Origin of the sequence: Curtobacterium sp. PhB25, assembly GCF_004365375.1 — a bacterium.
GTDB lineage: Bacteria > Actinomycetota > Actinomycetes > Actinomycetales > Microbacteriaceae > Curtobacterium.
In genome coordinates, this window is record NZ_SODR01000006.1 from 213,473 (window position 1) to 233,841 (window position 20,369).

The following is a 20,369-nucleotide window of genomic DNA, read 5'->3' on the forward strand; positions in this document are numbered from 1 at the left end:
ACCTCCCGCGTCGTCGACGTTGGGTTGGCATCGGAGGCTGATGCGCGACCGGCTGTGACTGCAGATCTCGGCTGATCGCCTGGTGCGCTCGGCACGACGCCGTCGTTCTGCGGGACAGAGCGGAGGAGGTCCAGAGCGCAGAAAGGGGGCGCCCCGTGCTGGGACGCCCCTTGATCTCAGACCTCAGCCGAGCATGCGCTCGGTTCAGCCCGCGTCGCCAGATTACCAGCCAGACGTCGACCCGTCGACTGGTGTGTGACACGAGACCGGGTCACGAGGAGCGCCCGGAGTCGCGTTGGTATCCCACCGCGAAGTACACTTCGACCTGCCCCCACCCCCCTCGCACGAAGGCCCGACCGTGACCCGATCCCTCCGCCTCACCCTCGCCGTCGCAACAGCCGCGGTCGCCGCCCTCGCCCTGACGTCGTGCGCCGCCGGCAGCGGCAGCAACGAAGACGGCACCGTCACCGACGGCAAGCTGACGGTCGCCACCGGTGAGCCGGCGTACTCGCCGTGGATCGAGGACAACAAGCCGGAGTCCGGCAAGGGCTTCGAGTCCGCCGTCGCCTACGCGGTCGCGAAGGAGATGGGCTACGCCAAGTCCGACGTCGTGTGGAAGCGCAGCACCTTCGACAGCGCGATCGCACCGGGCCCGAAGGACTGGGACCTCAACGTCCAGCAGTTCTCGATCGACGCGAAGCGCAAGAAGGCCGTCGACATGTCGAGCGCGTACTACACGACCACGCAGGCCGTGGTGACGACCAGCACCTCGAAGGCCGTCGACGACACGAGCATCGCCGCGCTCAAGAAGGACGCCATCGGCGTCGCCACCGGGTCCACGTCGATCGCGAGCGTGAAGAGCGTGCTCGGGATCACCCCGCAGGTCTTCAACTCGAACGACGACGCCGTCCTCGCACTGAAGTCGGGCCAGATCGACGCGATCGTCACCGACCTGCCGACGGCGTTCTACATGGCGGCAGCGCAGCTCGACGACGGCACGGTGTCGGCGCAGTTCCCGTCGGACGGCAAGGGCGACCAGTTCGGTTTCGTCCTGCCGAAGGGCTCGGAGCTCACGAGCAAGGTGGACAAGGCACTCAAGTCGCTGACGGACGACGGCACGCTCGAGGACCTGCAGACCAAGTGGCTCTCCTCGGAGACCAACACCCCGGTCCTGAAGTAACCGCATGACCGTGCCAGCAGGCGCCGGGACCCCGGTCGCCGCAGCCGCGCCGAGCCAGGTCGAGCTCGAACGTCGGCTCTACCGCCGGCAGCGCGGACGCCGGTCGATCGTGGTGTCGGTGGTGTCGACGCTCGTGGTGATCGCGATCGCCTACTTCGGCGTCGTGAACACCCCCGGCTGGGCAGCGGTCCAGCAGTCGTTCTTCGACCCGCAGACAGCGATCGACACGTTCCCGGACATCCTGCTGGGCCTCTGGCTGAACGTCCGGATCCTGTTCTTCAGCGCCATCGGCGTCGCCGTGTTCGGCACCCTGCTCGCAGTGGTGCGGGGGCTGCGGAACCCGGTCTTCTTCCCGCTGCGGATGCTCGCGACCGGCTACACGGACCTGTTCCGCGGCCTGCCGCTCATCATCGTGCTCTACCTGGTCGGCTACGGGATCCCCGGTCTCGGGGTGTTCCCGCGGTTGCCCGCCGAGGTCTGGGGCACCATCGCGATCGTCCTGACGTACTCGTCGTACATCGCCGAGGTCCTGCGCGCCGGCATGGAGGCCGTGCACCCCTCGCAACGTCTGGCCGCCCGGTCGCTCGGGCTCTCGCACGCCAAGACCCTGCGGCTCGTGGTGCTGCCGCAGGCGATCCGCAAGGTCACGCCGGCACTGATGAACGACTTCGTCTCGATGCAGAAGGACGTCGGCCTGGTGTCGATCCTCGGCGCGGTCGACGCGGTCCGTTCGGCGCAGATCGCGCAGGCGGAGACCTACAACTTCACGCCGTACTTCGTCGCGGGGCTGCTGTTCGTGGTGATCAGCCTGCCGCTGATCCGCGTCACGGACGCGATCGCGCGCCGCCAGCAGCGGCGCGAGCAGATCGGAGGGACCGTATGAGCGAGGTCGGCCAGGAGGCCCGTGGTGCGTCGGGTGCGGACGCTGCGGTCCTCGAGCTGCGCGGGTTGCGCAAGGCCTTCGGCGAGCACGAGGTCCTGCGCGGCATCGACCTGACGCTGCACCGCCACGAGGTCATCTGCGTCATCGGGGCGTCCGGCTCGGGCAAGTCGACCCTGCTCAAGACGGTGAACCTGCTCGAGGGCATCGACGACGGCGAGATCCTGCTGCAGGGTACCGACATCGCCGATCCCCGCGTCGCGGTCGACGGCGTCCGGGCGCGGATCGGCGTGGTCTTCCAGCAGTTCAACCTGTTCCCGCACATGCGCGTGCTCGACAACGTGACACTCGCTTCGCGGCAGGTGCACGGCGTCGGCCGGGCCGAGGCCGAGGCGACCGCGCGTCGGCTGCTCGAACGGATCGGGCTCGCGGAGTTCGCCGACGCCTACCCGGACCGGCTCTCCGGCGGCCAGCAGCAGCGTGTGGCCATCGTCCGGGCGATCGCGTCCGACCCCGAGCTCCTGCTGCTCGACGAGGTCACGAGCGCCCTCGACCCCCAGCTCGTCGGCGAGGTGCTCGACCTGGTCACCGAGCTGAAGCGGCAGGGGTCGACGATCCTGATGACCACGCACGAGATGCACTTCGCGCGGAACGTGGCCGACCGGATCGTGTTCCTGCACCGGGGCGAGGTCGTCGAGCAGGGCGTCCCCGCCGAGGTCCTCGACGCCCCGCAGCACCCGGCGCTGGTCGAGTTCCTCTCCCGCGTCCACGCCTAGGACCAGACCGGGCGACTACGCGACGGGAGCCGGGACGGCGGGCGTGGGCCGGGCCTCTCCCCACCGTCACGGCCGGCTCGCCGCTGGCGCGTCGACCCGGAACCGGCGGCGTGGGCCCAGGTCGTCATCGGCGACCACGTCGGGGACGTGGGATCCGCGACCTGCCGGCAGGAACACGGCGACGAGTGCCGAGGCCGCGACGACGGCCGCTCCGACCAGCACGGCGGGCTGTGCCGCGTCGACGTAGCCGGTGGGCGTGAGCTGGCCGCCGGCACCGGTGAACACGGCGGTGAGCACCGCGATGCCGAGTGCGACGCCGATCTCGCGCAGGGTGGAGTTCGCGCCGGAGGCCTTCGCGTGGTCGTCCTGCGGCATCCGCGCGAGCACGGCGGTCGAGATCGGCCCGAACACGGCGCCCATACCGATGCCGGCGAGCAGGAAGCCGGGCAGGAGGCCGGTGAAGGTGACGTCGGCGGACATCGTGGCGGCGATCCAGAACAGTCCGGCGGACAGGAACGCCATGCCGCCGGCGATGAGCACCCGGGTGCCGACCCGTGGTGCGATGATCCCGGCGAGCGGCGCGACGACCATCGGCGCGAGCGTCCACGGCATCGTCCAGACGCCGGCCTCGAGCGGTGACCGGCCCTGCACCACCTGCAGGAACTGGATCAGGATGAAGACCGACCCGAACGCGCCGAACGAGAACGTCATGGCGACGAGGTTGGCGAGGGTGAAGCTGCGGTCGCGGAAGAACCGGAGTGGCAGGAGCGGTGCGGCCGTCGTGGCCTGGCGGACGACGAACGCGACGAGCAGTGCGCCGCCACCGATGAGGCCGACCAGCACCTCGGTGCTCGTCCAGCCCGCGTCGTTGCCGCGGACGATGCCGAACACGACGCCGAGCACCCCGAGACCCGCGAACACGACGCCGAGGACGTCGGTCCGGACCCGGGCGCCACGGGTGTTCGGCAGGGCGAAGAGGGCGAGCGGGATCGCGATCACGCCGACGGGAACGTTGAGCCAGAAGATCGCCTCCCAGCTCCAGCTCTCGACGACGGCTCCGCCGATGAGCGGGCCGAGCGCGACGCCGAGGCCGGAGATGCCGCCCCAGACGCCGATGCCCACGGTCCGCAGGCGGTCCGGGACGCTGCCGACGAGCAGGGTCAGCGACAGGGGCATGATCGCCGCGGCGCCGGCCCCCTCGACCGCGCGCCAGACGATGAGGGCGGTCGGGTCGGTGCTCATCGCGGCGAAGGCCGATGAGACGGTGAAGACGCCGATGCCGGCGATGAACAGGTGGCGGCGGCCGATGCGGTCGCCGAGGCCGACGGCCAGCAGCATCAGGGCGGCGAAGGCGAGCGTGTAGGCGTTGGTGATCCACTGCAGCTCCTCGACCGAGGCGCCGAGGTCGGCGTGCACGGCGGGGAGTGCGCTGGTGACGACGAGGTTGTCGAGCGTCGCCATGAACATCGGGAGGGACGCGGCGGCGATCGCGAGCCACACGGGGATGCGTCGGGACATGGTGTCTCCAGTCGTTGGTAATCCGATGATTACTTGTCTCGACGGACTGTAGTAATCGACTGATAACCTGTCAACCATGAGCACGGAGACAGCGGTCCGGATGCCGGCAGCGCAGCGTCGCGCGATGATCCTCGAAGCCGCACGCGGGGTGTTCGGCCGCCAGGGCTACCACGGCACCACCACCGACCAGATCGCCTCGGCGGCGGGCATCAGCCAGCCGTACGTCGTCCGGATGTTCGGGTCGAAGGAAGCGCTGTTCCTCGAGGTCTTCCGCGACACCCTCGGCATCCTGCTCGACGCCTGGCGCGAGACCCTGACGACCCTCGGCCCGGACGACGTGCCGGCGCACGTCATCGGTGAGCAGTTCGTCGACCTCGCTGCCGAGCAGGGCCTGCACACCGTGCTGCTGCAGGGGTTCGTCTCCGGTGCCGAGCCCGCGATCGGTGCGGCCGCACGCGACGGCTTCCTCGAGATCTACCGGTTCCTGCGGGACGAGGCGGGGATCCCGGACGACCAGGTGCAGGGCTTCCTCGGCAGCGGGATGATCTTCGCGATCATGCTCGCGATCGACATGCCCGCACGGTTCGACGAGGACCGCGACGCGGCGGACCTGCTCCGTGCGACGTTCGGCGCGAAGTGCGGGCAGGTACTCGACCTGGTGCGGCCGAGCGCGGCAGACCCGGGCGCAGCGCACCCGGGCGCAGGGCACCCGGGCGCAGCCCGCCCACGCGCCTAGAGCGTCAGCAGCACCTTCCCGACGACCTCGCCGTCGCGGACCTTCCGGTGCGCCTCTTCGACCTCGGCGAGCGGAAGGACAGTGTCGATGACCGGGCGGACGCTGCCGTCGGCGACGAAGGGCCAGACGTGCTCACGGACGGCGGCGACGATCGCGGCCTTCTCGGCGAGCGGCCGGGCGCGCAGGGTCGTCCCGCTGATCGACGCCCGCTTCCGCATCAGCGCACCGAGGTCGAGCTCGGCGGTGCTGCCGCTGCCCGAGGCGATGACGGCGATGTGCCCGTTGGGTGCGAGGGCCTGCAGGTTCCGCGCCAGGTACGACGGTCCGACGACGTCGAGCACCACGTCGACCCCGACGCCGTCCGTGAACGCGAGGACGCGCTCGACGAAGTCCTCGGTGCGGTGGTCGACCACCAGATCGGCACCCAGGTCACGCGACGCCTGGACCTTGCGGTCACCGCCGCTCGTCGCGATCACCGTGGCACCGAGGGCCTTCGCCCACAGGACGGCGTGCGAGCCCATGCCGCCGGTGCCACCGTGCACGAGCAGGGTCTGCCCGGGGCGGAGTCCGGCGAGCGTGCCGATGTTCGAGTACACGGTGCAGGCGGCTTCGGGCAGGCCGGCAGCCTCGACCAGGTCGACCGCGTCGGGGACCGGCAGCACCTGCGTCGCGGGAGCCACGACGAGCGAGGCGTAGCCGCCGCCGGACAGCAGGGCGCACACGCGGTCGCCGACGGCCACCGAGGTCACGCCGTCGCCGAGTGCCCGGACGGTGCCGGAGACCTCGAGCCCGAGGATCTCCGAGGCTCCGGGCGGCGGCGGGTAGTTCCCCGCGCGCTGCTGCAGGTCGGCGTTGTTCACCCCGGCGGCGGCGACCTCGATGAGCACCTCGCCCGCGGCGGGCACCGGGTCGGGCAGGTCGGTCACGGACATGGTGGTGTCGTCGAACGTGATGGCGCGCATGCCCTCGACGGTACGCCGGGCGGCCGGTCATCCTGTGAGTGCCCCATGTACGCTCGATGACGGATCTGCACCTCATCCGGGGGAGTGCGGACCGATCGAGGGGGACTCTCCACCATGCCGAAGAACAAGTTCATCGCGCTCGCCACCGCTGGCCTCGCGCTCACCCTGCTCGCCGGTTGCTCGACCGGGCCGTCGAAGGCCGACCAGTGCACCCAGTTCGAGAAGACGGTCAAGTCCGCCGCCGAGGGCGTGCAGTCCGAAGCCGCGAACCTGCAGTCCGACCCGGACGCCGCCGTCACGAAGCTCAAGGAGCTCGACGAGAAGATCTCCGACGGCGTCGACGACCTGTCCGACGACGCCCTGCAGGACAAGGGCGAGGCGTTCGAGGACGCCTACGGCGACCTCGTCGACCAGATCGAGGACATCGCGAAGGACCCGCAGTCGGCGGACGTCTCGGCGCTCACGAAGTCCAGCACCAAGGTGCAGGACGCCGGCAATGCCTTCCAGAAGGAGTGCAACTCCTGATGCGCCGCACCCTCACCGCGGTGACCACGGCGCTCGTCGCCGTGGCGCTGCTGGCGGGCTGCTCCGGCGGCTCGTCCAGCGACGGCGGCTCGTCCGACGACGGCGCCTCGACGGAGACGTCGAAGACGTCCGCCCCGTCGAAGACCTCGGCCGCCGCTCCCGCGCAGACGAAGGCCGAGGCGTGCGCCCTGGTCGAGAACGAGCTCAAGTCGTTCATCGCCGAGCAGACGTCTTCCTCGGCACCGGCGGACCCCGCTGCGCGGGCGAAGCTCGTCGGCGAGTTCACCGACCGTCTCGACGCGGCACTGCCGAAGGTCACCAACGACGACGTCCACGACGCCTTCGAGGACTTCACCGAGGACGCGAAGGCGTACGCCTCGGCGCTCACCTCCAGCGGCTCGAGCGACTCCGCCGAGGCGAAGGACGCCCAGACCGACGTGCAGTCCTCGCTCAACGAGGTCTCGGCGGTCTGCCCGAGCAACTAGTCGCCACACCCGGCCCCGACACCACGACGCCCCGCAGCTCCGACCGGAACTGCGGGGCGTCGTCGCGCGTCGTGGAGCGGCAGGACGAAGGCGACTCAGACGGCCGCCGGCTGCGACGCGTCCAGACGGGCGACGTCCTCCGGCCGCAGCTTCACGGTCGGTGCGGTCAGCGAGTTGAGGATCGACTGCGGCCGCGACGCCCCGGGGATCGGGACGACCACGTCGCTCTTCTGCAGCTCCCACGCGAGCGCGATGACCTGCGGGGTCACGCCACGGTCGCGTGCGATGTACGCGAAGTCCTCGTAGGCGGTGCCGAGGTCGGCGGCGTTCGCGATGCCACCGAGCGGGCTCCACGGCAGGAACGCGATCCCGAGCTCGTCGCAGAGCTCGAGTTCCGGCTCGCTCGACCGGAACTTCGGCGAGAACTGGTTCTGCACCGAGGCGAGTCGTCCGTCGAGGACCTCGTTCGCCGTCCGGATCTGGTCGGGGTCTGCGTTCGAGATGCCGGCCATCCGGATGACGCCCTCGTCGAGCAGCTCGCCGAGCGCGCCGACCGACTCGGCGTAGGGCACCGCGGGGTCCGGACGGTGGAACTGGTACAGGCCGATCGCCTCGACGCCGAGGCGCTTCGCCGACGCTTTCGCCGCCTGCTTCAGGTACTCCGGGTGGCCGTTCTGCGCCCAGGCGCCGGCCTCCGGTCGCAGGTGTCCGCCCTTCGTGGCGATGAGGATCGACTCGGTGTCGCCGTGGAACTCGCGGACCGCCCGGGTGATGAGCTCCTCGTTGTGCCCCACCTCGTCGTGGGCGGCCAGGTGGTACGCGTCCGCGGTGTCGATGAGCGTGACACCGTTCTCGAGCGCGGCGTGGATGGTCGCGATGGACTGTCGTTCGTCGGGGCGCCCTTCGATCGACATGGGCATCCCGCCCAGACCGATGGCGCTGACCGACACGTCTCCGATGACTCGTTGCTTCATGGCCCCAGCATGCGCCGGGGGTGCGCGGTCGCGCACAGGGTGCGTCGCGCAGTGGCGGTGACCGCCCGCCGACCGGGAGGCCCGTGGTGGCCCCGCCCCGCGCCTCCCGTCCGCCGTCCGGTCCCGTCCACTGCACGTCCCCAGCTCAGCGCCGCGCCCAGCTCGGCGCGTGCTCCGGCAGCGGCCCGAACGCGATGCCCCGGGCGTAGAGACCCCGCGACGGCGGCACGTACCGGGCGAGCAGCACGGGCAGCAGGGGTGGCCCGTCCTGCAGTCGTCCGGCGAAGGCCCGCTCGAACACGACGCGGTGCAGCACGGCCTGCGCCGACTGGACGATCACTGCCGGCGGCCTCCGGCGGCGTTGCACCGCGGCCAACGCACCGTCCAGCCCTGCACCTCGGAGCTCGTGCCGCAACGACGGGACCAGGATCCCCGCGGTCGCCACGGCGTCCTGCACCGCCAGGTTGATCCCCACCCCGCCCGCGGGCGACATCGCGTGCGCCGCGTCGCCGATGCACAGCAGCCCCGGCCGCCACCACCGCCGCAACCGGTCCATCCGGACGTCGAGCACGTGCACGTCGTCCATCGACCCGATCGCGTCGACCCGGTCGGCGAAGTCCGGACGGAGCCGCGCCACCCGCTCCCGGAAGGCGTCGATCCCCTCAGCCCGCAGCGCCGCGTCCGAGCCCTTCGGAGCGAAGTACGCGACCTGGTGGTAGTCGGGCCGCGGGAAGCTCAGCAGCACGTCGTTGCCCGAGAACGCGGGGGTCAGGGCGCTCGCCGCGTCGCCCGACCGACGGGGGAGCCGGAACCACCAGGTGTCGAACGGCACCGGGAACGCCCGTGGCACGAGCCCTGCTGCCCGGCGCAGGACCGAGTTCCGTCCGTCGCACGCGATCACGACGTCGGCGCGGAGCTCCTCGGGTTCGCCGCTGCCGTCGCGCCGGCGGAGGTGGACCCCGGTGACCGCACCGTTCTCCTCGATGAGCCCGGTCGCCGCGCGGCCCATCGCGATGTCGAACGACGGTTCCTGCCGGGCAGCGGTCACGAGCAGGTCGAGCAGGTCCCACTGCGGCACCATCGCCACGTGGTCGTACGGAGGAGCGAGCCGCGAGAAGTCGCCGAGCAGCAGCCGTGACCCGTCGGGCATGGGCAGGGAGAAGTCGTCGAGCCGTGACTGCGGCAGGGCCCGGAAGCGCTCGCCGAGGCCGAGCTCGTCGAGCAGCCGGATCGTCGAGGCGTGCACGGTGTCGCCGCGGAAGTCCCGGTTGAAGTCGTCGTGCTGCTCGATGACGCGCACCGCGATGCCGGCCCGGGCGAGCAGCAGACCGAGGACGACCCCGGCGGGGCCACCACCGACCACCGCGACCGTCGTCCGCGACACCGTCACCATGCCGTGGACGCTACGCCCTGTCGGACCCGCGCACTGTGCGCACGCACGACGCGACAGGACACGAGGTGATCACCTCGTGTCCTGTCGGAGAAGTGGTGCGCGACGGCGCTAGGCGCTCGCGGACACCGAGGACGACGCGGTCTCGTCGTCGGCGGCGTTCGCGAAGACGACCCCGCCCCACGTGATGACGGCGATCGCGAGCACGAAGCCGACCGCGGCGATCCACCACGACGACTTCCGACGGATCCACGCGCCGATCGCGAGCACGATCGTGGCGACGCCGATCACGAACGCGCCGCCGACGGCGATGGCCGTGCCGCCGATGTACCCGCCGGGTGAGCACCCGGCGGAGGCATCGCAGGTCGCGGTCGCCGAGATGACCGCGATGATGCCGACGACGGCGGTGACGATGGTCATCACGGCGCCGAAGGCCAGCAGCAGCACGGTGGAGATCCGGTCGGCGAGCTTCGCCGGCGGGAACAACGTGGTGCCGCTGCGCTCCCAGGCCGCGCGCTGCGGGTCCTGGGGGCCGGGCGAGGACTGCGGCGGACCGCCGGGGACGTTGGACCAGGTCATGGGAGCAGTCCTACCGCGCTTCCACGCCGAACGCCTGTGCGAGCCGCTGGATCTTCTGCGCCCGACCCAGGCGGGGCAGGTCGGAACCGTCGCGGATGACCTTGCCGCGGGCCTCGAAGTCGTCGAGGAAGTCCTGCGCCCAGGCGACGTCGGTCGGCGTGGGGGAGATGACCTCGTTGATGACGGGCAGCTGCTCGGTGTCCAGGCAGAGCTTGCCGGTCAGGCCGAGTGACACCGCGACCTGGGACTGCTCGCGCAAGATCGGGTGCGACGACCCCACCGTCGGGCCGTCGATCGGGCCGGGCAGGTCGCCGACGCGCGAGGCGACGACGAGCTTCGACCGCGGGTACGCCATCGCCAGGGTGTCGGCGCTCGTGCCGGTGTCGCGGCGGTAGTCGCCGGAGCCGAACGCCAGCCGGAACGCGCCCTGGGCCCGCGCGATCGAGACGGACTCCTCGATGCCGAGCGCCGACTCGACCAGGGCGATCACCGGGGTCTGGCCGCCGAGCCGGTGCCACGTGTCGGTGACCTGGGCCGGGGACTCGGTCTTCGCGAGCATCACGCCCTGCAGTCCGGGCAGGCCGCGGAGTTCTTCGACGTCGTCGGCCCAGAAGTCGGTCGTGACGTCGTTGATCCGGACCCAGGCCTCGCCGCCTCCGGCCAGCCACGCGGCGACGCCCTGCCGTGCCGAGGGCTTGGCGGCGGGGTCGACGGCGTCCTCGATGTCCAGGATGATCTGGTCGGCGCGGGACCGCTGGGACTTCTCGAACCGGTCGGTCGCGGTGCCGGAGACGAGCAGCCACGAGCGGGAGATCTCGGCAGGGACCGATCGACGCCGGTTCGGCGTGGGGGCGGACGGGGTGGTGCGGTCGTCGATGGCCATGCCCCGTTGGTACCACATCGGGCGGGTCGGGCGCGGACCCTGAGCGCTTCACCGTGCACCGGAAACCCCGAAACCTCGGTTCATTGCCAGAGAGGGCGCTCGTTCCCGCCTACAGTGTCGGATGTGTGGCGAGCGGACAGGGTGACCGACGGTGAGGACGACGTGAACGACGACGTCCCCGTCGAGGGTGCCCACGAGCGCCCCGATGACGAGCGAGACGACCGCGGTCAGCGAGACCACCGCGACGAGCGAGACGACCGAGACGAGCAGCAGGACGTGGACGAGGACCGGACCGACGACGAGCCGGACCGCACGCTCCGCCCGGAACTGCAGCTGACCAGCCCGCAGGCGATCAGCCTCGGCGATCCCCGGCTGCAGGCGGGCAACGCGGCCGAACCGACGTGGGACGGCTGGCGTGGCCAGCTCACCGGCGTCGGCGGAACGAGCCCGCTGACCCACTTCAGCGACCACCCCCGCGCGCGCATCGAACTGTCGACGACGCACCCGGGCGGCCTCGCGCAGTTCATCACCGGCAAGACCACCCTGCTGTCCAGCCTGATCCGCGACGAGGTGGCGCTCCGTGCGGCCCGCGTCGCCGCCGGCCAGGTCGAGGCGAAGGGCACCGAGCTCGCCACCGTGCGCGGGATCGACGCCGTGAAGCTCGGCATCGGCATGGCCGACTGGAAGCACGGCGACGAGCAGTTCCGCGGCCCGGTGCTCCTGCGCCCGCTGGCGATCCGCCGCCACGGCCGTGACTTCGAGGTCCGGCTCCTCGGCGAACCCGTGCTCAACCCGGGTCTCGCCGACGCCCTGCACGAGCAGTTCGGCGTCATCCTCGACGCGCAGTCCTTCGTGGCGCTCGCGCAGCAGGACGGCTCGTTCACCCCGAACCCCGTCATCGACCGCCTGCGTGGCCTGACCGCGCACATCCCCGGCTTCTCCGTGCACGCCCGGCTCGTGGTCTCCACGTTCGCCGAGGTCGCGACCGGTCTGGTCGAGGACACCGGCGACCTGTCCCACCCTGTGCTCGACGCCCTGGCCGGCAACCCGAGCGCCAAGTGGCAGGTCGAGCAGTCGTACCACCCGGTCGAGCAGACCCCGTCGGACGAGCGCAGCCCGGAGACCGACACGCTGCTGCTCGACGCCGACGACGAGCAGGAGAACGTGATCGCGCAGATCGCGGCCGGCAACTCCATCGTCGTCAAGACCCTGCCCGGCACCGGCGGCACCCAGACGATCGTGAACGCCCTGGGCGGCCTGGTCGCCGCGAACAAGCGCGTCCTCGTGGTGAGCCCGCGCCGTGCGACCCTGCGGGGCATCGCGGCGCGCTTCGGCGAGGTCCAGCTGCCCGGCGTCGCGGTCACACCGTCGACCCTGCGCCGTGACGTCGTCCGTGCCATCGCCCGGAACGAGAAGGCGGCCCGTCCGAACCTGCGCGAGGTCGACGACGCCCTGGTCCGGCTCCGCAAGGTGCTGAAGGACTACCGCGGTTCGCTCACGCGCAAGGACGCCGACTTCGGCGTCTCGGTGCTCGACTGCCTGGTCGAGCTCTCGCGCCTGTCGCTCCTGCCGGTCCCGCCGTCGACGACCGCGCGGCTGTCGAAGCAGTCCGTGGCGTCCATGGTCGAGGGGCGCTCGCGCGTCGCCGAGACGATGGTCAGCGCGGCCAACCTCGGTGAGTTCCGCTACGGCCCCGACGACTCGCCCTGGTACGGCGCGAAGTTCTCCACCAGCGACGGCGCCCAGCGCGCCCACCGCATCGCGAAGGACCTCGACTCCGACGGGCTGCCGACGTTGCTCCGCCGCGCGCACGACCTGGTGAGCTCGACGCACATGCGCCAGTTCACGACGATCAACGAGCTCGGCATCTACCTGCGCCTGCTGACCGAGATCCGTGACACCCTCGACCGCTTCCTGCCGGTGGTCTTCGACCGGTCGGTGTCCGAGCTCGTCGCCGCCACCGCCCCGCGAGGCGAGGGCGCTCCGATGTCGTCGACGAACCGTCGTCGCCTGAAGAAGCTCGCTCGTGAGTACGTCCGCCCCGGCGTGCACGTCTCCGACCTGCACGAGGCCCTGACCCGGGTGCAGCAGCAGCGCGTGCTCTGGCAGCGCTACGTCGCCGCCGGCGTGAACCCCGAGGTGCCCACGGGCATCGCGGACGTGCAGGTGCTGTTCTCGAACGTCGCCGAGGACCTCGCGCGCCTCGACGAGCCGCTCGGCCGGACCGAGCGCGACCGTCAGCTCGCGAACACCCCGGTCGACCAGCTCGTCCCCACCATCGCCGAGCTCGCGGCCGAGTCCGACGTCCTGCACAACCTGCAGGAGCGCACCGAGCTCATGCAGACCCTGCGCGACCTGCAGCTCGAGCCGCTCATCACCGACCTGGCGAACCGGCACGTGCCGGACCTGCAGGTGCCGGCCGAGCTCGAGCTGGCCTGGTGGCAGTCCGCCCTCGAGACGATGCTCGAGTCCGACCGGGCCCTGCTCGGCGCGAACACCGACATGCTCGACCGGGTCGAGGCCGACTTCCGCCTCGTCGACGACGCCCACGCGGCCGGCGTCTCCCAGGGCCTGGCGTGGCAGCTCGCCGAGAACTGGAAGGTCGGACTCGTCGACTGGCCGGAAGAGGCCACGGCGCTGAAGACCCAGCTGCGCGAGGGTGCGATCACCTCGCGGCTGCTCCAGGACTCCGCACCGCACCTGTCCCGGTCGATCGCGCCCGTGTGGCTCGCGAGCCCGTACGAGGTCTCCCAGATCGCCGACACGATGCCGTTCGACACCGTGATCCTGGTCGACGCCGGCGCCGTGACCATCGCCGAGACCGTCGGAGCCGTCCGCCGTGCGCGCCAGACCGTCGTCTTCGGTGACCCGGTCACGCAGACGCCGTCGCCGTTCCGCATCGCCGTCGACCCCGAGCACCGTGCGCTGCAGGTCGACGAGGGCACGCTCGACGCCTTCCACGCCGACTCCGCACTGGCGAAGCTCTCCACGCTGCTGCCGACCCTGTCGCTCTCGCGGTCGTACCGCGCCGGCGGCGAGGACCTGGCCGAGCTCGTGAACCGTCGCTTCTACGGCGGCAAGATCGAGTCGCTGCCGTGGGCCGGGTCGTTCCTCGGGCACGGGTCGATCGCGCTCGACTACGTCAGCGACGGCAAGGCCGTGCCGGACCCCGAGTCCGGTGCCGTCGAGAGCGTCGACGCCGAGGTGGACCGCGTCGTCCGCCTCGTCATCGACCACGCCCGTACCCGCCCGTCCGAGTCGCTCATGGTCATCACCGCGTCGGCGAAGCACGCCGTGCGCGTCGAGCAGGCCGTGCTGACCGCGGCGCAGGGGCACAAGGACCTGACCGAGTTCGTCATCGGCGACCGCGCCGAGCCGTTCATCGTGGCGACACTCGAGCAGTCGGTGGCGCAGAGCCGCGACCGCGTCGTGTTCTCCATCGGCTACGGCCGCACCCCGCACGGCCGCGTCCTGCGTGACTTCGGTCCGCTCGGCAAGCCCGGCGGCGAGCGGTTGCTCGCGGTCGCGATGACCCGTGCGCGCCGCTCGATGGTGATCGTGACGTGCTTCCAGCCGTCCGACATCGAGGCCGAGCGCATGGGCCACGGCACCGTCGCCCTCGCCGAGATCCTGGCCGAGGTGCGTGCGCGCACCACCGCCGAGTACGTGCCGGACGACTCCGACCCGCTGCTCGTCGACCTGGCCCGCCGACTCGAGATGCGCGGCATCCCGGTCGCGCTCGGACACCGCGGCAAGCTCGGCCTGGTGGCCGCGCACGGCGGGGTCTGCGTCACGATCGAGACCGACGCGTCGCTGGTCAAGGGATCGCTGCGCGAGTCACTCCGCCTCCGCCCGGAGGTCCTGCGCCGACTCGGATGGCACTACGTCCGCGTGCACGCGTTCCAGCTGTTCTCCGACCCGGACCGCGTCGCGAACACCGTCGCCGCCGTGCTCGGTGTCGACCGCGGCGCCACGCAGGAGATCTCGATCCCGCCGATCCCCGCCCGGCGATGACTCCTCGGCCGAGTCGGCGGGCCTCCCGGCCCGCCGGTCCGGTGACGCCGGAGGCGGACCAGCTGGTGGGCACGTGGACGCGGGCCGATGACGCGTCGTCAGCCGCGCCTCCCCTCCGATCAGCGTCTCCGGAACGCGACACGGACGACCTGTCGGGAGGCCCGGTGCGGCGCCCCAGACGCGTCACCACCCAGGCGGTGCCGGGCTACGACCCGGCGCCGCCGCCGGAACCGGCGCGACACCGCGACGGGGAGAACGACGACCAGCTCCGGCGCGACGTCCCGCCCCACTGGTAGCAGGTAGCCTGGCCTGCGATGACTGACACCGTGCGGGAGCGCCCCGACTGGCAGACCTGGCCGAACCTGATCTCGCTGTTCCGGCTGCTGCTGATCCCGGTCTTCGTGTGGCTCGTCGTCGCCGGACACCCGGGCTGGGCGTTGGTCGCACTCGTCGTCATCGGCGTGAGCGACTGGGCGGACGGCTTCATCGCGCGCAAGTTCGACCAGGGCTCGAAGCTCGGCAAGGCGATCGACCCCGTCGCCGACCGACTCGCCATCATCGCGATCGTGCTGTCGCTCGTGCTGACCGGCCTGCTGCCGTGGTGGGTCGTCGCCGTCGTCGTGCTCGTCGACCTGGTGCTCGTGGTGCTGTCGAGCGTGCTGTTCCACGGCAACCCGGACCTCGACGTCACGTGGACCGGCAAGATCCGCTCCGCGCTGCTCTTCGTGGGCCTGCCGGTGCTGCTGTTCTCGGCCGTGCACGCCGTCGACGAGAACGCGCCGTGGGTGCGGATCGTCGCACTGGTCTTCGTCTACCTCGGCACCGTGGGCCACGTCCTGGCGGGTATCCAGTACGCGACGGCGATGTTCGCCAAGCGGCGAGCGGTCACGGCCGCCTGACGCGCCCCCTGCCGCAGCGTGACGCCGGCTGCGGCCGGTAGCGCACGATCGCGCCCCCGAACGGGCATCGCGCCCCGAAGAGTCGGGGCGCGATGGCCGTGGAGGGGCGCGATCGCGGCGCTTTCGGCGGGGACGACCCTGCTAGAGCTTCGTCGAGCCGCCGATGCCGGGTCCCTCGGGAGCGGTGTTCGGGGCGATGTGCGCGCCGGTTCCCGTGCTCGTGGAGACGCCGTTCTGGGAGCGGAGCAGGTCGCGGATCTCGAGCAGCACCTCGACGTCCGTCGGGGGCACGTCCTGCGGGGTCTGCTCCTCGTCGTTCTTGACGCGCTCGAACGCCACCTTCTTCAGGTGGTTCACGGGCACGACGAGCGCGAAGTACACGACCGCGGCGACGATGACGAAGTTGAGCACCGCGCCGATGATCGCGCCGAACAGGATCTTCGCGTCCCCGCCGGAGACCGTCGGGATGTGGACGACGAGCGCCTTGTCGAGGCTCGACGCGTTGAAGACCGCGCCGATCAGGGGGTTGATGAGGCTGGTGACGATCGCGGTGACGATCGCGGTGAACGCAGCACCGATGACGACTGCGACGGCCAGGTCGATGACGTTGCCGCGGAGCAGGAACTCCTTGAAGCCCTTCACGGGACTCCTTCCGGTCGAGGACAGTCGCCGGACGGCGACCCCATCAACCTATCGGCGAGGAGTGCTCGTGGTCAGGAGGCGCTGGGCTTCGGCGTGCTCGGCTTCGACTCGGTCTTCGCCGGGGCGGACTTCGTCTCTGACTTGGCCGGCGTGCTCGACGAGCTCTCGGACTTCGGCGCCGGGCGGGAGTCGGTGCGGTAGAAGCCGCCGCCGTTGAACGTCACGCCGACGGGGGAGAACACCTTGCGCAGGACACCGCCGCACACCGGGCACTCGGTCAGGGTGGCGTCGGAGAACGACTGCTTGATGTCGAACGCGTTGTCGCACTCGGTGCAACGGTACGAGTAAGTGGGCACGTCAGCTCCGGAACGTGATGATGCGCGACGGCGTGATGATGCCGTCCACGGGTTCGTCGTGGGGTTCGCGCGGGACCTCGTCGAGGTACTCCGCGTCGAAGATCACAGCATAGACGGGCGGGCGCTTCGCCATGGACCCGAGGGTCTTGTCGTAGTAGCCGCGACCCCATCCCATCCGGACGCCGTCGTGCCCGACCGCAGCCGCGGGGGCGAGGATCGCGTCGACGTCGTTGATGGCGATCGGGGACAGGACCTCGCCGACGACCTCGGGCATGCCGAAGATTCCCTCGGTCTCGCCCTCACCGTCGCCGACCGCCCAGTCGAGCAGGCCGTCCTCGCGCGTGACCGGCAGGAGCACCCGGATGTCGTGCGCGAACGCCCAGTTCAGGAACGGCCGCACGTTCGGCTCGTCCGACGCCGACAGGTAGAGCGCCAACGAGGTGACCTGGCGCTCCTCGGCGAAGCGCTGCAGGGTCGCGGTGAGCGCCGCGGTGTCCGCGTCGCGTTCCGTCGTGGTCCGGGTGCGCCGCCGCTGCCGGAGTTCGGCTCGCAGGGCGCGCTTCTCGTTCCCGAGATCAGCGATCATGCGCAGGAGTCTACCGAGCGCATCCGTTGCGGCTTCCCGCCGGGAAACGCGCTGATGCCGTGTCCCCAGTAGCGATGACATGCCCCGGAAACCCGGATCGGATACGGTCTGGGGCATGGGCTTCCAGATTTCCAAGGCGGTGATCCCAGCGGCAGGGCTGGGCACTCGCTTCCTCCCCGCGACCAAGGCGATGCCGAAGGAGATGCTCCCCGTCGTCGACAAGCCAGCCATCCAGTACGTGGTGGAAGAGGCTGTCGACGCAGGACTCACCGACGTCCTGATGATCACGGGCCGCAACAAGAACGCACTCGAGAACCACTTCGACCACGTGTCGGAGCTCGAGGAGACCCTGAAGAAGAAGGGTGACCACGAGAAGCTGCAGAAGGTCAACCAGTCGACGGACCTCGCCGACATGCACTACGTGCGTCAGGGCGACCCGCTCGGCCTCGGCCACGCGGTGCTCCGCGCGAAGATGCACGTCGGCCGCGAGCCGTTCGCCGTGCTCCTCGGCGACGACATCATCGACGCCCGCGACCCGCTGCTCAAGCGCATGATCGAGGTCCAGGGCGAGAAGAACGCCACGATCGTGGCGCTGCTCGAGGTCCCCGAGTCGCAGACCCACCTGTACGGCATCGCCACGGTCGAGCCGACCGACACCGACGACGTCGTGAAGATCACCGGGCTCGTCGAGAAGCCCCCGCAGGGCGAGGCGCCCTCGAACCTGGCCATCATCGGCCGCTACGTCATCCGCCCCGAGGTCTTCGACGTCCTCGAGAAGCAGGAGCCCGGCAAGGGCGGCGAGATCCAGCTCACCGACGCGCTCATGAAGATGGCGAGCGCCGAGGAGTGGACCGGCGGCGTGTACGGCGTCGTGTTCCGTGGACGCCGGTACGACACCGGTGACAAACTCGACTACATCAAGGCGATCGTGCAGCTCGCCTCGGACCGCGAAGACCTCGGCCCCGACCTCAAGTCGTGGCTGAAGGAGTTCAACGCGGGCGAATGAGTCGGCCATCCCGCCCGGGACCGTGCACACGGACCCGGGCGGGACACCCCGTCCCGCACAGCGGCGGGATCCCGGAGGAACCAAGCGATGACGACGATCCCGACCCTGTCCCACGGGCGGGTCACCATCCGGCCCCTCCGGCTCCGTGACACGCGCGACCTCGACCTCGCGCTCGCGTCGAACCGTTCGTGGCTCCGCACTTGGGAGGCCACGAACCCCTCAGGACACGTCTCCACCGACGTCCGCGGCAGCATCCGCGCGCTCCAGGCCAACGCCCGCGCGGGACTCGGACTGCCGTTCGCGATGGAACTCGACGGCCGGTTCGTCGGGCAGCTGAACGTCTCCGGCATCACCTACGGATCCCTGGCCAGCGCCTCGATCGGCTACTGGGTCGTCGAGGACGCCGCCGGACACAACGTGACCCCGATCTCGGTCGCCCTGGCCGTCGACCACTGCTTCCGCGCGGTCGGCGTGCACCGCATCGAGATCTGCATCCGACCCGAGAACGCCCCGTCGCTGCGCGTCGTCGAGAAGCTGGGCTTCCGGTACGAAGGGCTGCGCCGCCGGTACATCCACATCAACGGAGACTGGCGCGACCACTTCTGCTTCGCGCTCGTCGCCGAAGAGGTCCGCGAGGGCGTCCTCGAGCGCTGGGTCCGCGGGCAGGTGCCGCCCGGCCTCGGTGCCGTGCCGCTCGCGGCCCGTGACGAAGCGGCGCTGCCGATCACCACCACGCCGCGTCTCTGACGGGAGGCCCGTGGCACGTCCCACGGATTCCGCCGCGACACGCGCAACACGCGTTCCGCAATCACGCGACGGGGATACCCCCGCCCCTACCGTGTCCCCATGGCAGGAATCGGCTCGTGGGGTGGCGGCATCGTCCTGCTCGTCGCGGCCGTCCTCTGGCTCGTCTACCTGATGCCGTCGTGGGCTGCCCGACGCCAGTACCTGGCCACCGAACGCAACGCGATCCGACTGCAGCAGACCCTGCGGATCCTGGCGCAGACCGCTGAACTGCCCGACGAGGTCCGTGTCGAGATGAACGCGAAGTCCCTGGCCGAGGCGCAGCGCGTCGCCCGGTCCGAAGAGGCCAAGCGCACCGCGATCGTCCGCGCCCACGAGGCCGCACGTCAGCGCGAGATCACCCGTCGGCTCGCGGAGCAGGCTCCCGTCCTCGAGCGTGCGTCGTCGGTGCCCGCACTGACCGCGCTGCGCATGCGACGCTCCCGGCTCGGAGCCACCCTGTTCGGCACGCTCGGCGTCGTCGTCGCGCTCGTCGTCTTCGTCGCAGCACCCGCCCTGTGGCTCGTCGGTGTCGCCGGGCTCCTCGCCGCGGGTGGGTCCGCAGCCGTCCTTGCCCAGCTGCACCAGGTGGCGACGGCACGGAAGACCCGTGTCGCGGCGGCCGAGGCGGGCGCGACCCGTGCCTCCCGGCCTGCGAGCACGTGGACGGACCCGGCACCGCCGCTGACGACCGAGCAGTCCGCAGAACCCGCGCAGGACCGCAGCTGGACCCCGAACCGGGTGCCGAAGCCGCTGTACGTGGAGCGACCGACAGCGCCCGCTGCCTCACCGGAGTCGTCCGCCGAGCTCGCTGCGCGACTCAAGGAGCGCGTCGCCGAGGCCAAGGCGGAGGCGGATGCCGAAGCCGCCGCCATCCGAGCGGGCGAGGCCGACCCGTCGCTCGCCCGGGTGTCACGCATGCGGCCCGAGCTCGAGGACGCTGCCGCGTCGCTGTCCGCCCACGACCAGGGGCGTCTCGCCGAGCGGCTGGGGCTCCGTGCTCCCGCAGTACCGGAGCTCGTCGCGGAGACGCCGGACGAGCCGACCACGCCGACGGGTCCGCCGAGCAAGTGGGCCGGCATGGGTGTCCTGGACGACGACGCGTACCAGCAGGCCGACCTCGACGCGATCATGCGTCGGCGCCGCGCGGTCTGAGTCGCGGCTCGCCCGACCGGCTGTCCACGATTTCGGATCG

20 protein-coding genes are annotated in these 20,369 nt (G+C 71.1%); 11 read left to right on the top strand and 9 right to left on the bottom strand.

Annotated features, from left to right (window positions below; all coding sequences use genetic code 11):
- Positions 1-358: 358 nt before the first annotated feature.
- Genes EDF51_RS13620 through EDF51_RS13630 form a run of 3 tightly spaced genes read left to right on the top strand, consistent with a single transcriptional unit; the run spans position 359 to position 2,836 of the window.
- Entirely contained in the window at positions 359-1,180 is an 822-nt protein-coding gene (locus tag EDF51_RS13620; RefSeq protein ID WP_123293348.1) for an ABC transporter substrate-binding protein, read from the top strand.
- A gap of 4 nt (positions 1,181-1,184) precedes the next feature.
- A complete protein-coding gene (locus EDF51_RS13625) occupies positions 1,185-2,063 on the top strand; it encodes an amino acid ABC transporter permease (RefSeq protein ID WP_131877411.1) in 879 nt (292 codons plus the stop codon).
- Positions 2,060-2,836 (top strand): amino acid ABC transporter ATP-binding protein, encoded by a 777-nt coding sequence (locus EDF51_RS13630; RefSeq protein WP_123936818.1) that lies wholly within the window; start codon positions 2,060-2,062, stop codon positions 2,834-2,836. The genes EDF51_RS13625 and EDF51_RS13630 overlap by 4 nt, the downstream gene beginning before the upstream one ends.
- A 66-nt stretch (positions 2,837-2,902) precedes the next feature.
- Here EDF51_RS13630 and EDF51_RS13635 read toward each other — a convergent pair whose 3' ends face one another.
- Entirely contained in the window at positions 2,903-4,354 is a 1,452-nt protein-coding gene (locus EDF51_RS13635; RefSeq protein ID WP_134195302.1) for a DHA2 family efflux MFS transporter permease subunit, read from the bottom strand.
- Positions 4,355-4,430: 76 nt separating this feature from the next.
- Between EDF51_RS13635 and EDF51_RS13640 the strand changes: the two genes are divergently transcribed.
- Complete coding sequence (locus EDF51_RS13640; protein WP_134195304.1) at positions 4,431-5,090, top strand: TetR/AcrR family transcriptional regulator; 660 nt, start codon at positions 4,431-4,433, stop codon at positions 5,088-5,090.
- Here EDF51_RS13640 and EDF51_RS13645 read toward each other — a convergent pair.
- Positions 5,087-6,052 carry an NAD(P)H-quinone oxidoreductase gene (locus tag EDF51_RS13645; RefSeq protein ID WP_131921880.1) on the bottom strand — a complete coding sequence of 322 codons (966 nt, stop codon included), beginning with the start codon at positions 6,050-6,052 and terminating at the stop codon, positions 5,087-5,089. The two genes, EDF51_RS13640 and EDF51_RS13645, sit on opposite strands and share 4 nt — an antisense overlap.
- A gap of 114 nt (positions 6,053-6,166) precedes the next feature.
- Here EDF51_RS13645 and EDF51_RS13650 point away from each other — a divergent pair, with 114 nt between their 5' ends.
- A complete protein-coding gene (locus EDF51_RS13650; RefSeq protein WP_123936814.1) occupies positions 6,167-6,577 on the top strand; it encodes a hypothetical protein in 411 nt (136 codons plus the stop codon).
- Entirely contained in the window at positions 6,577-7,062 is a 486-nt protein-coding gene (locus tag EDF51_RS13655; RefSeq protein WP_134195306.1) for a hypothetical protein, read from the top strand. Before EDF51_RS13650 ends, EDF51_RS13655 begins: the two co-directional genes overlap by 1 nt.
- Before the next feature lie 95 nt (positions 7,063-7,157).
- On the opposite strand, the gene EDF51_RS13660 is transcribed toward EDF51_RS13655, so the two are convergent.
- The 4 genes from EDF51_RS13660 to EDF51_RS13675 form a co-directional block, all read right to left on the bottom strand.
- A complete protein-coding gene (locus EDF51_RS13660; RefSeq protein WP_134195308.1) occupies positions 7,158-8,036 on the bottom strand; it encodes an aldo/keto reductase in 879 nt (292 codons plus the stop codon).
- A 145-nt stretch (positions 8,037-8,181) separates the two neighbouring features.
- On the bottom strand, positions 8,182-9,429 hold the full coding sequence (locus EDF51_RS13665; RefSeq protein ID WP_134195310.1) for an FAD-dependent oxidoreductase: 1,248 nt from the start codon (positions 9,427-9,429) through the stop codon (positions 8,182-8,184).
- A 108-nt stretch (positions 9,430-9,537) separates the two neighbouring features.
- On the bottom strand, positions 9,538-10,005 hold the full coding sequence (locus EDF51_RS13670) for a DUF6264 family protein (RefSeq protein ID WP_111086304.1): 468 nt from the start codon (positions 10,003-10,005) through the stop codon (positions 9,538-9,540).
- A gap of 10 nt (positions 10,006-10,015) precedes the next feature.
- Entirely contained in the window at positions 10,016-10,888 is an 873-nt protein-coding gene (locus EDF51_RS13675) for a CoA ester lyase (protein ID WP_111086303.1), read from the bottom strand.
- 141 nt (positions 10,889-11,029) lie between these two features.
- On the opposite strand from EDF51_RS13675, the gene EDF51_RS13680 reads away from it, so the two are divergent.
- Both EDF51_RS13680 and EDF51_RS13685 read left to right on the top strand, forming a co-directional pair.
- Positions 11,030-14,902: an ATP-binding protein gene (locus EDF51_RS13680; protein WP_131846099.1), complete on the top strand. Its 3,873-nt coding sequence runs from the start codon at positions 11,030-11,032 to the stop codon at positions 14,900-14,902.
- Between the two features lie 314 nt (positions 14,903-15,216).
- Positions 15,217-15,801 (top strand): CDP-alcohol phosphatidyltransferase family protein, encoded by a 585-nt coding sequence (locus tag EDF51_RS13685; protein WP_134195312.1) that lies wholly within the window; start codon positions 15,217-15,219, stop codon positions 15,799-15,801.
- A gap of 141 nt (positions 15,802-15,942) precedes the next feature.
- On the opposite strand, the gene mscL is transcribed toward EDF51_RS13685, so the two are convergent.
- The 3 genes from mscL to EDF51_RS13700 form a co-directional block, all read right to left on the bottom strand.
- A complete protein-coding gene (gene mscL, locus EDF51_RS13690) occupies positions 15,943-16,443 on the bottom strand; it encodes a large conductance mechanosensitive channel protein MscL (RefSeq protein WP_133938858.1) in 501 nt (166 codons plus the stop codon).
- 71 nt (positions 16,444-16,514) lie between these two features.
- On the bottom strand, positions 16,515-16,799 hold the full coding sequence (locus tag EDF51_RS13695) for an FmdB family zinc ribbon protein (RefSeq protein ID WP_133938860.1): 285 nt from the start codon (positions 16,797-16,799) through the stop codon (positions 16,515-16,517).
- A gap of 1 nt (position 16,800) precedes the next feature.
- Positions 16,801-17,385 carry a 5-formyltetrahydrofolate cyclo-ligase gene (locus EDF51_RS13700; protein WP_134195314.1) on the bottom strand — a complete coding sequence of 195 codons (585 nt, stop codon included), beginning with the start codon at positions 17,383-17,385 and terminating at the stop codon, positions 16,801-16,803.
- A gap of 115 nt (positions 17,386-17,500) precedes the next feature.
- On the opposite strand from EDF51_RS13700, the gene galU reads away from it, so the two are divergent.
- The 3 genes from galU (at position 17,501) to EDF51_RS13715 (ending at position 20,329) form a co-directional block, all read left to right on the top strand.
- Positions 17,501-18,391, top strand: coding sequence for a UTP--glucose-1-phosphate uridylyltransferase GalU (gene galU, locus EDF51_RS13705; protein WP_111086297.1), 891 nt, complete (start codon positions 17,501-17,503; stop codon positions 18,389-18,391).
- Positions 18,392-18,478: 87 nt separating this feature from the next.
- Positions 18,479-19,138 (top strand): GNAT family protein, encoded by a 660-nt coding sequence (locus tag EDF51_RS13710; protein WP_111086296.1) that lies wholly within the window; start codon positions 18,479-18,481, stop codon positions 19,136-19,138.
- Positions 19,139-19,237: 99 nt separating this feature from the next.
- Positions 19,238-20,329 (top strand): hypothetical protein, encoded by a 1,092-nt coding sequence (locus EDF51_RS13715; RefSeq protein WP_131877389.1) that lies wholly within the window; start codon positions 19,238-19,240, stop codon positions 20,327-20,329.
- The last annotated feature ends 40 nt before the right edge of the window (positions 20,330-20,369 follow it).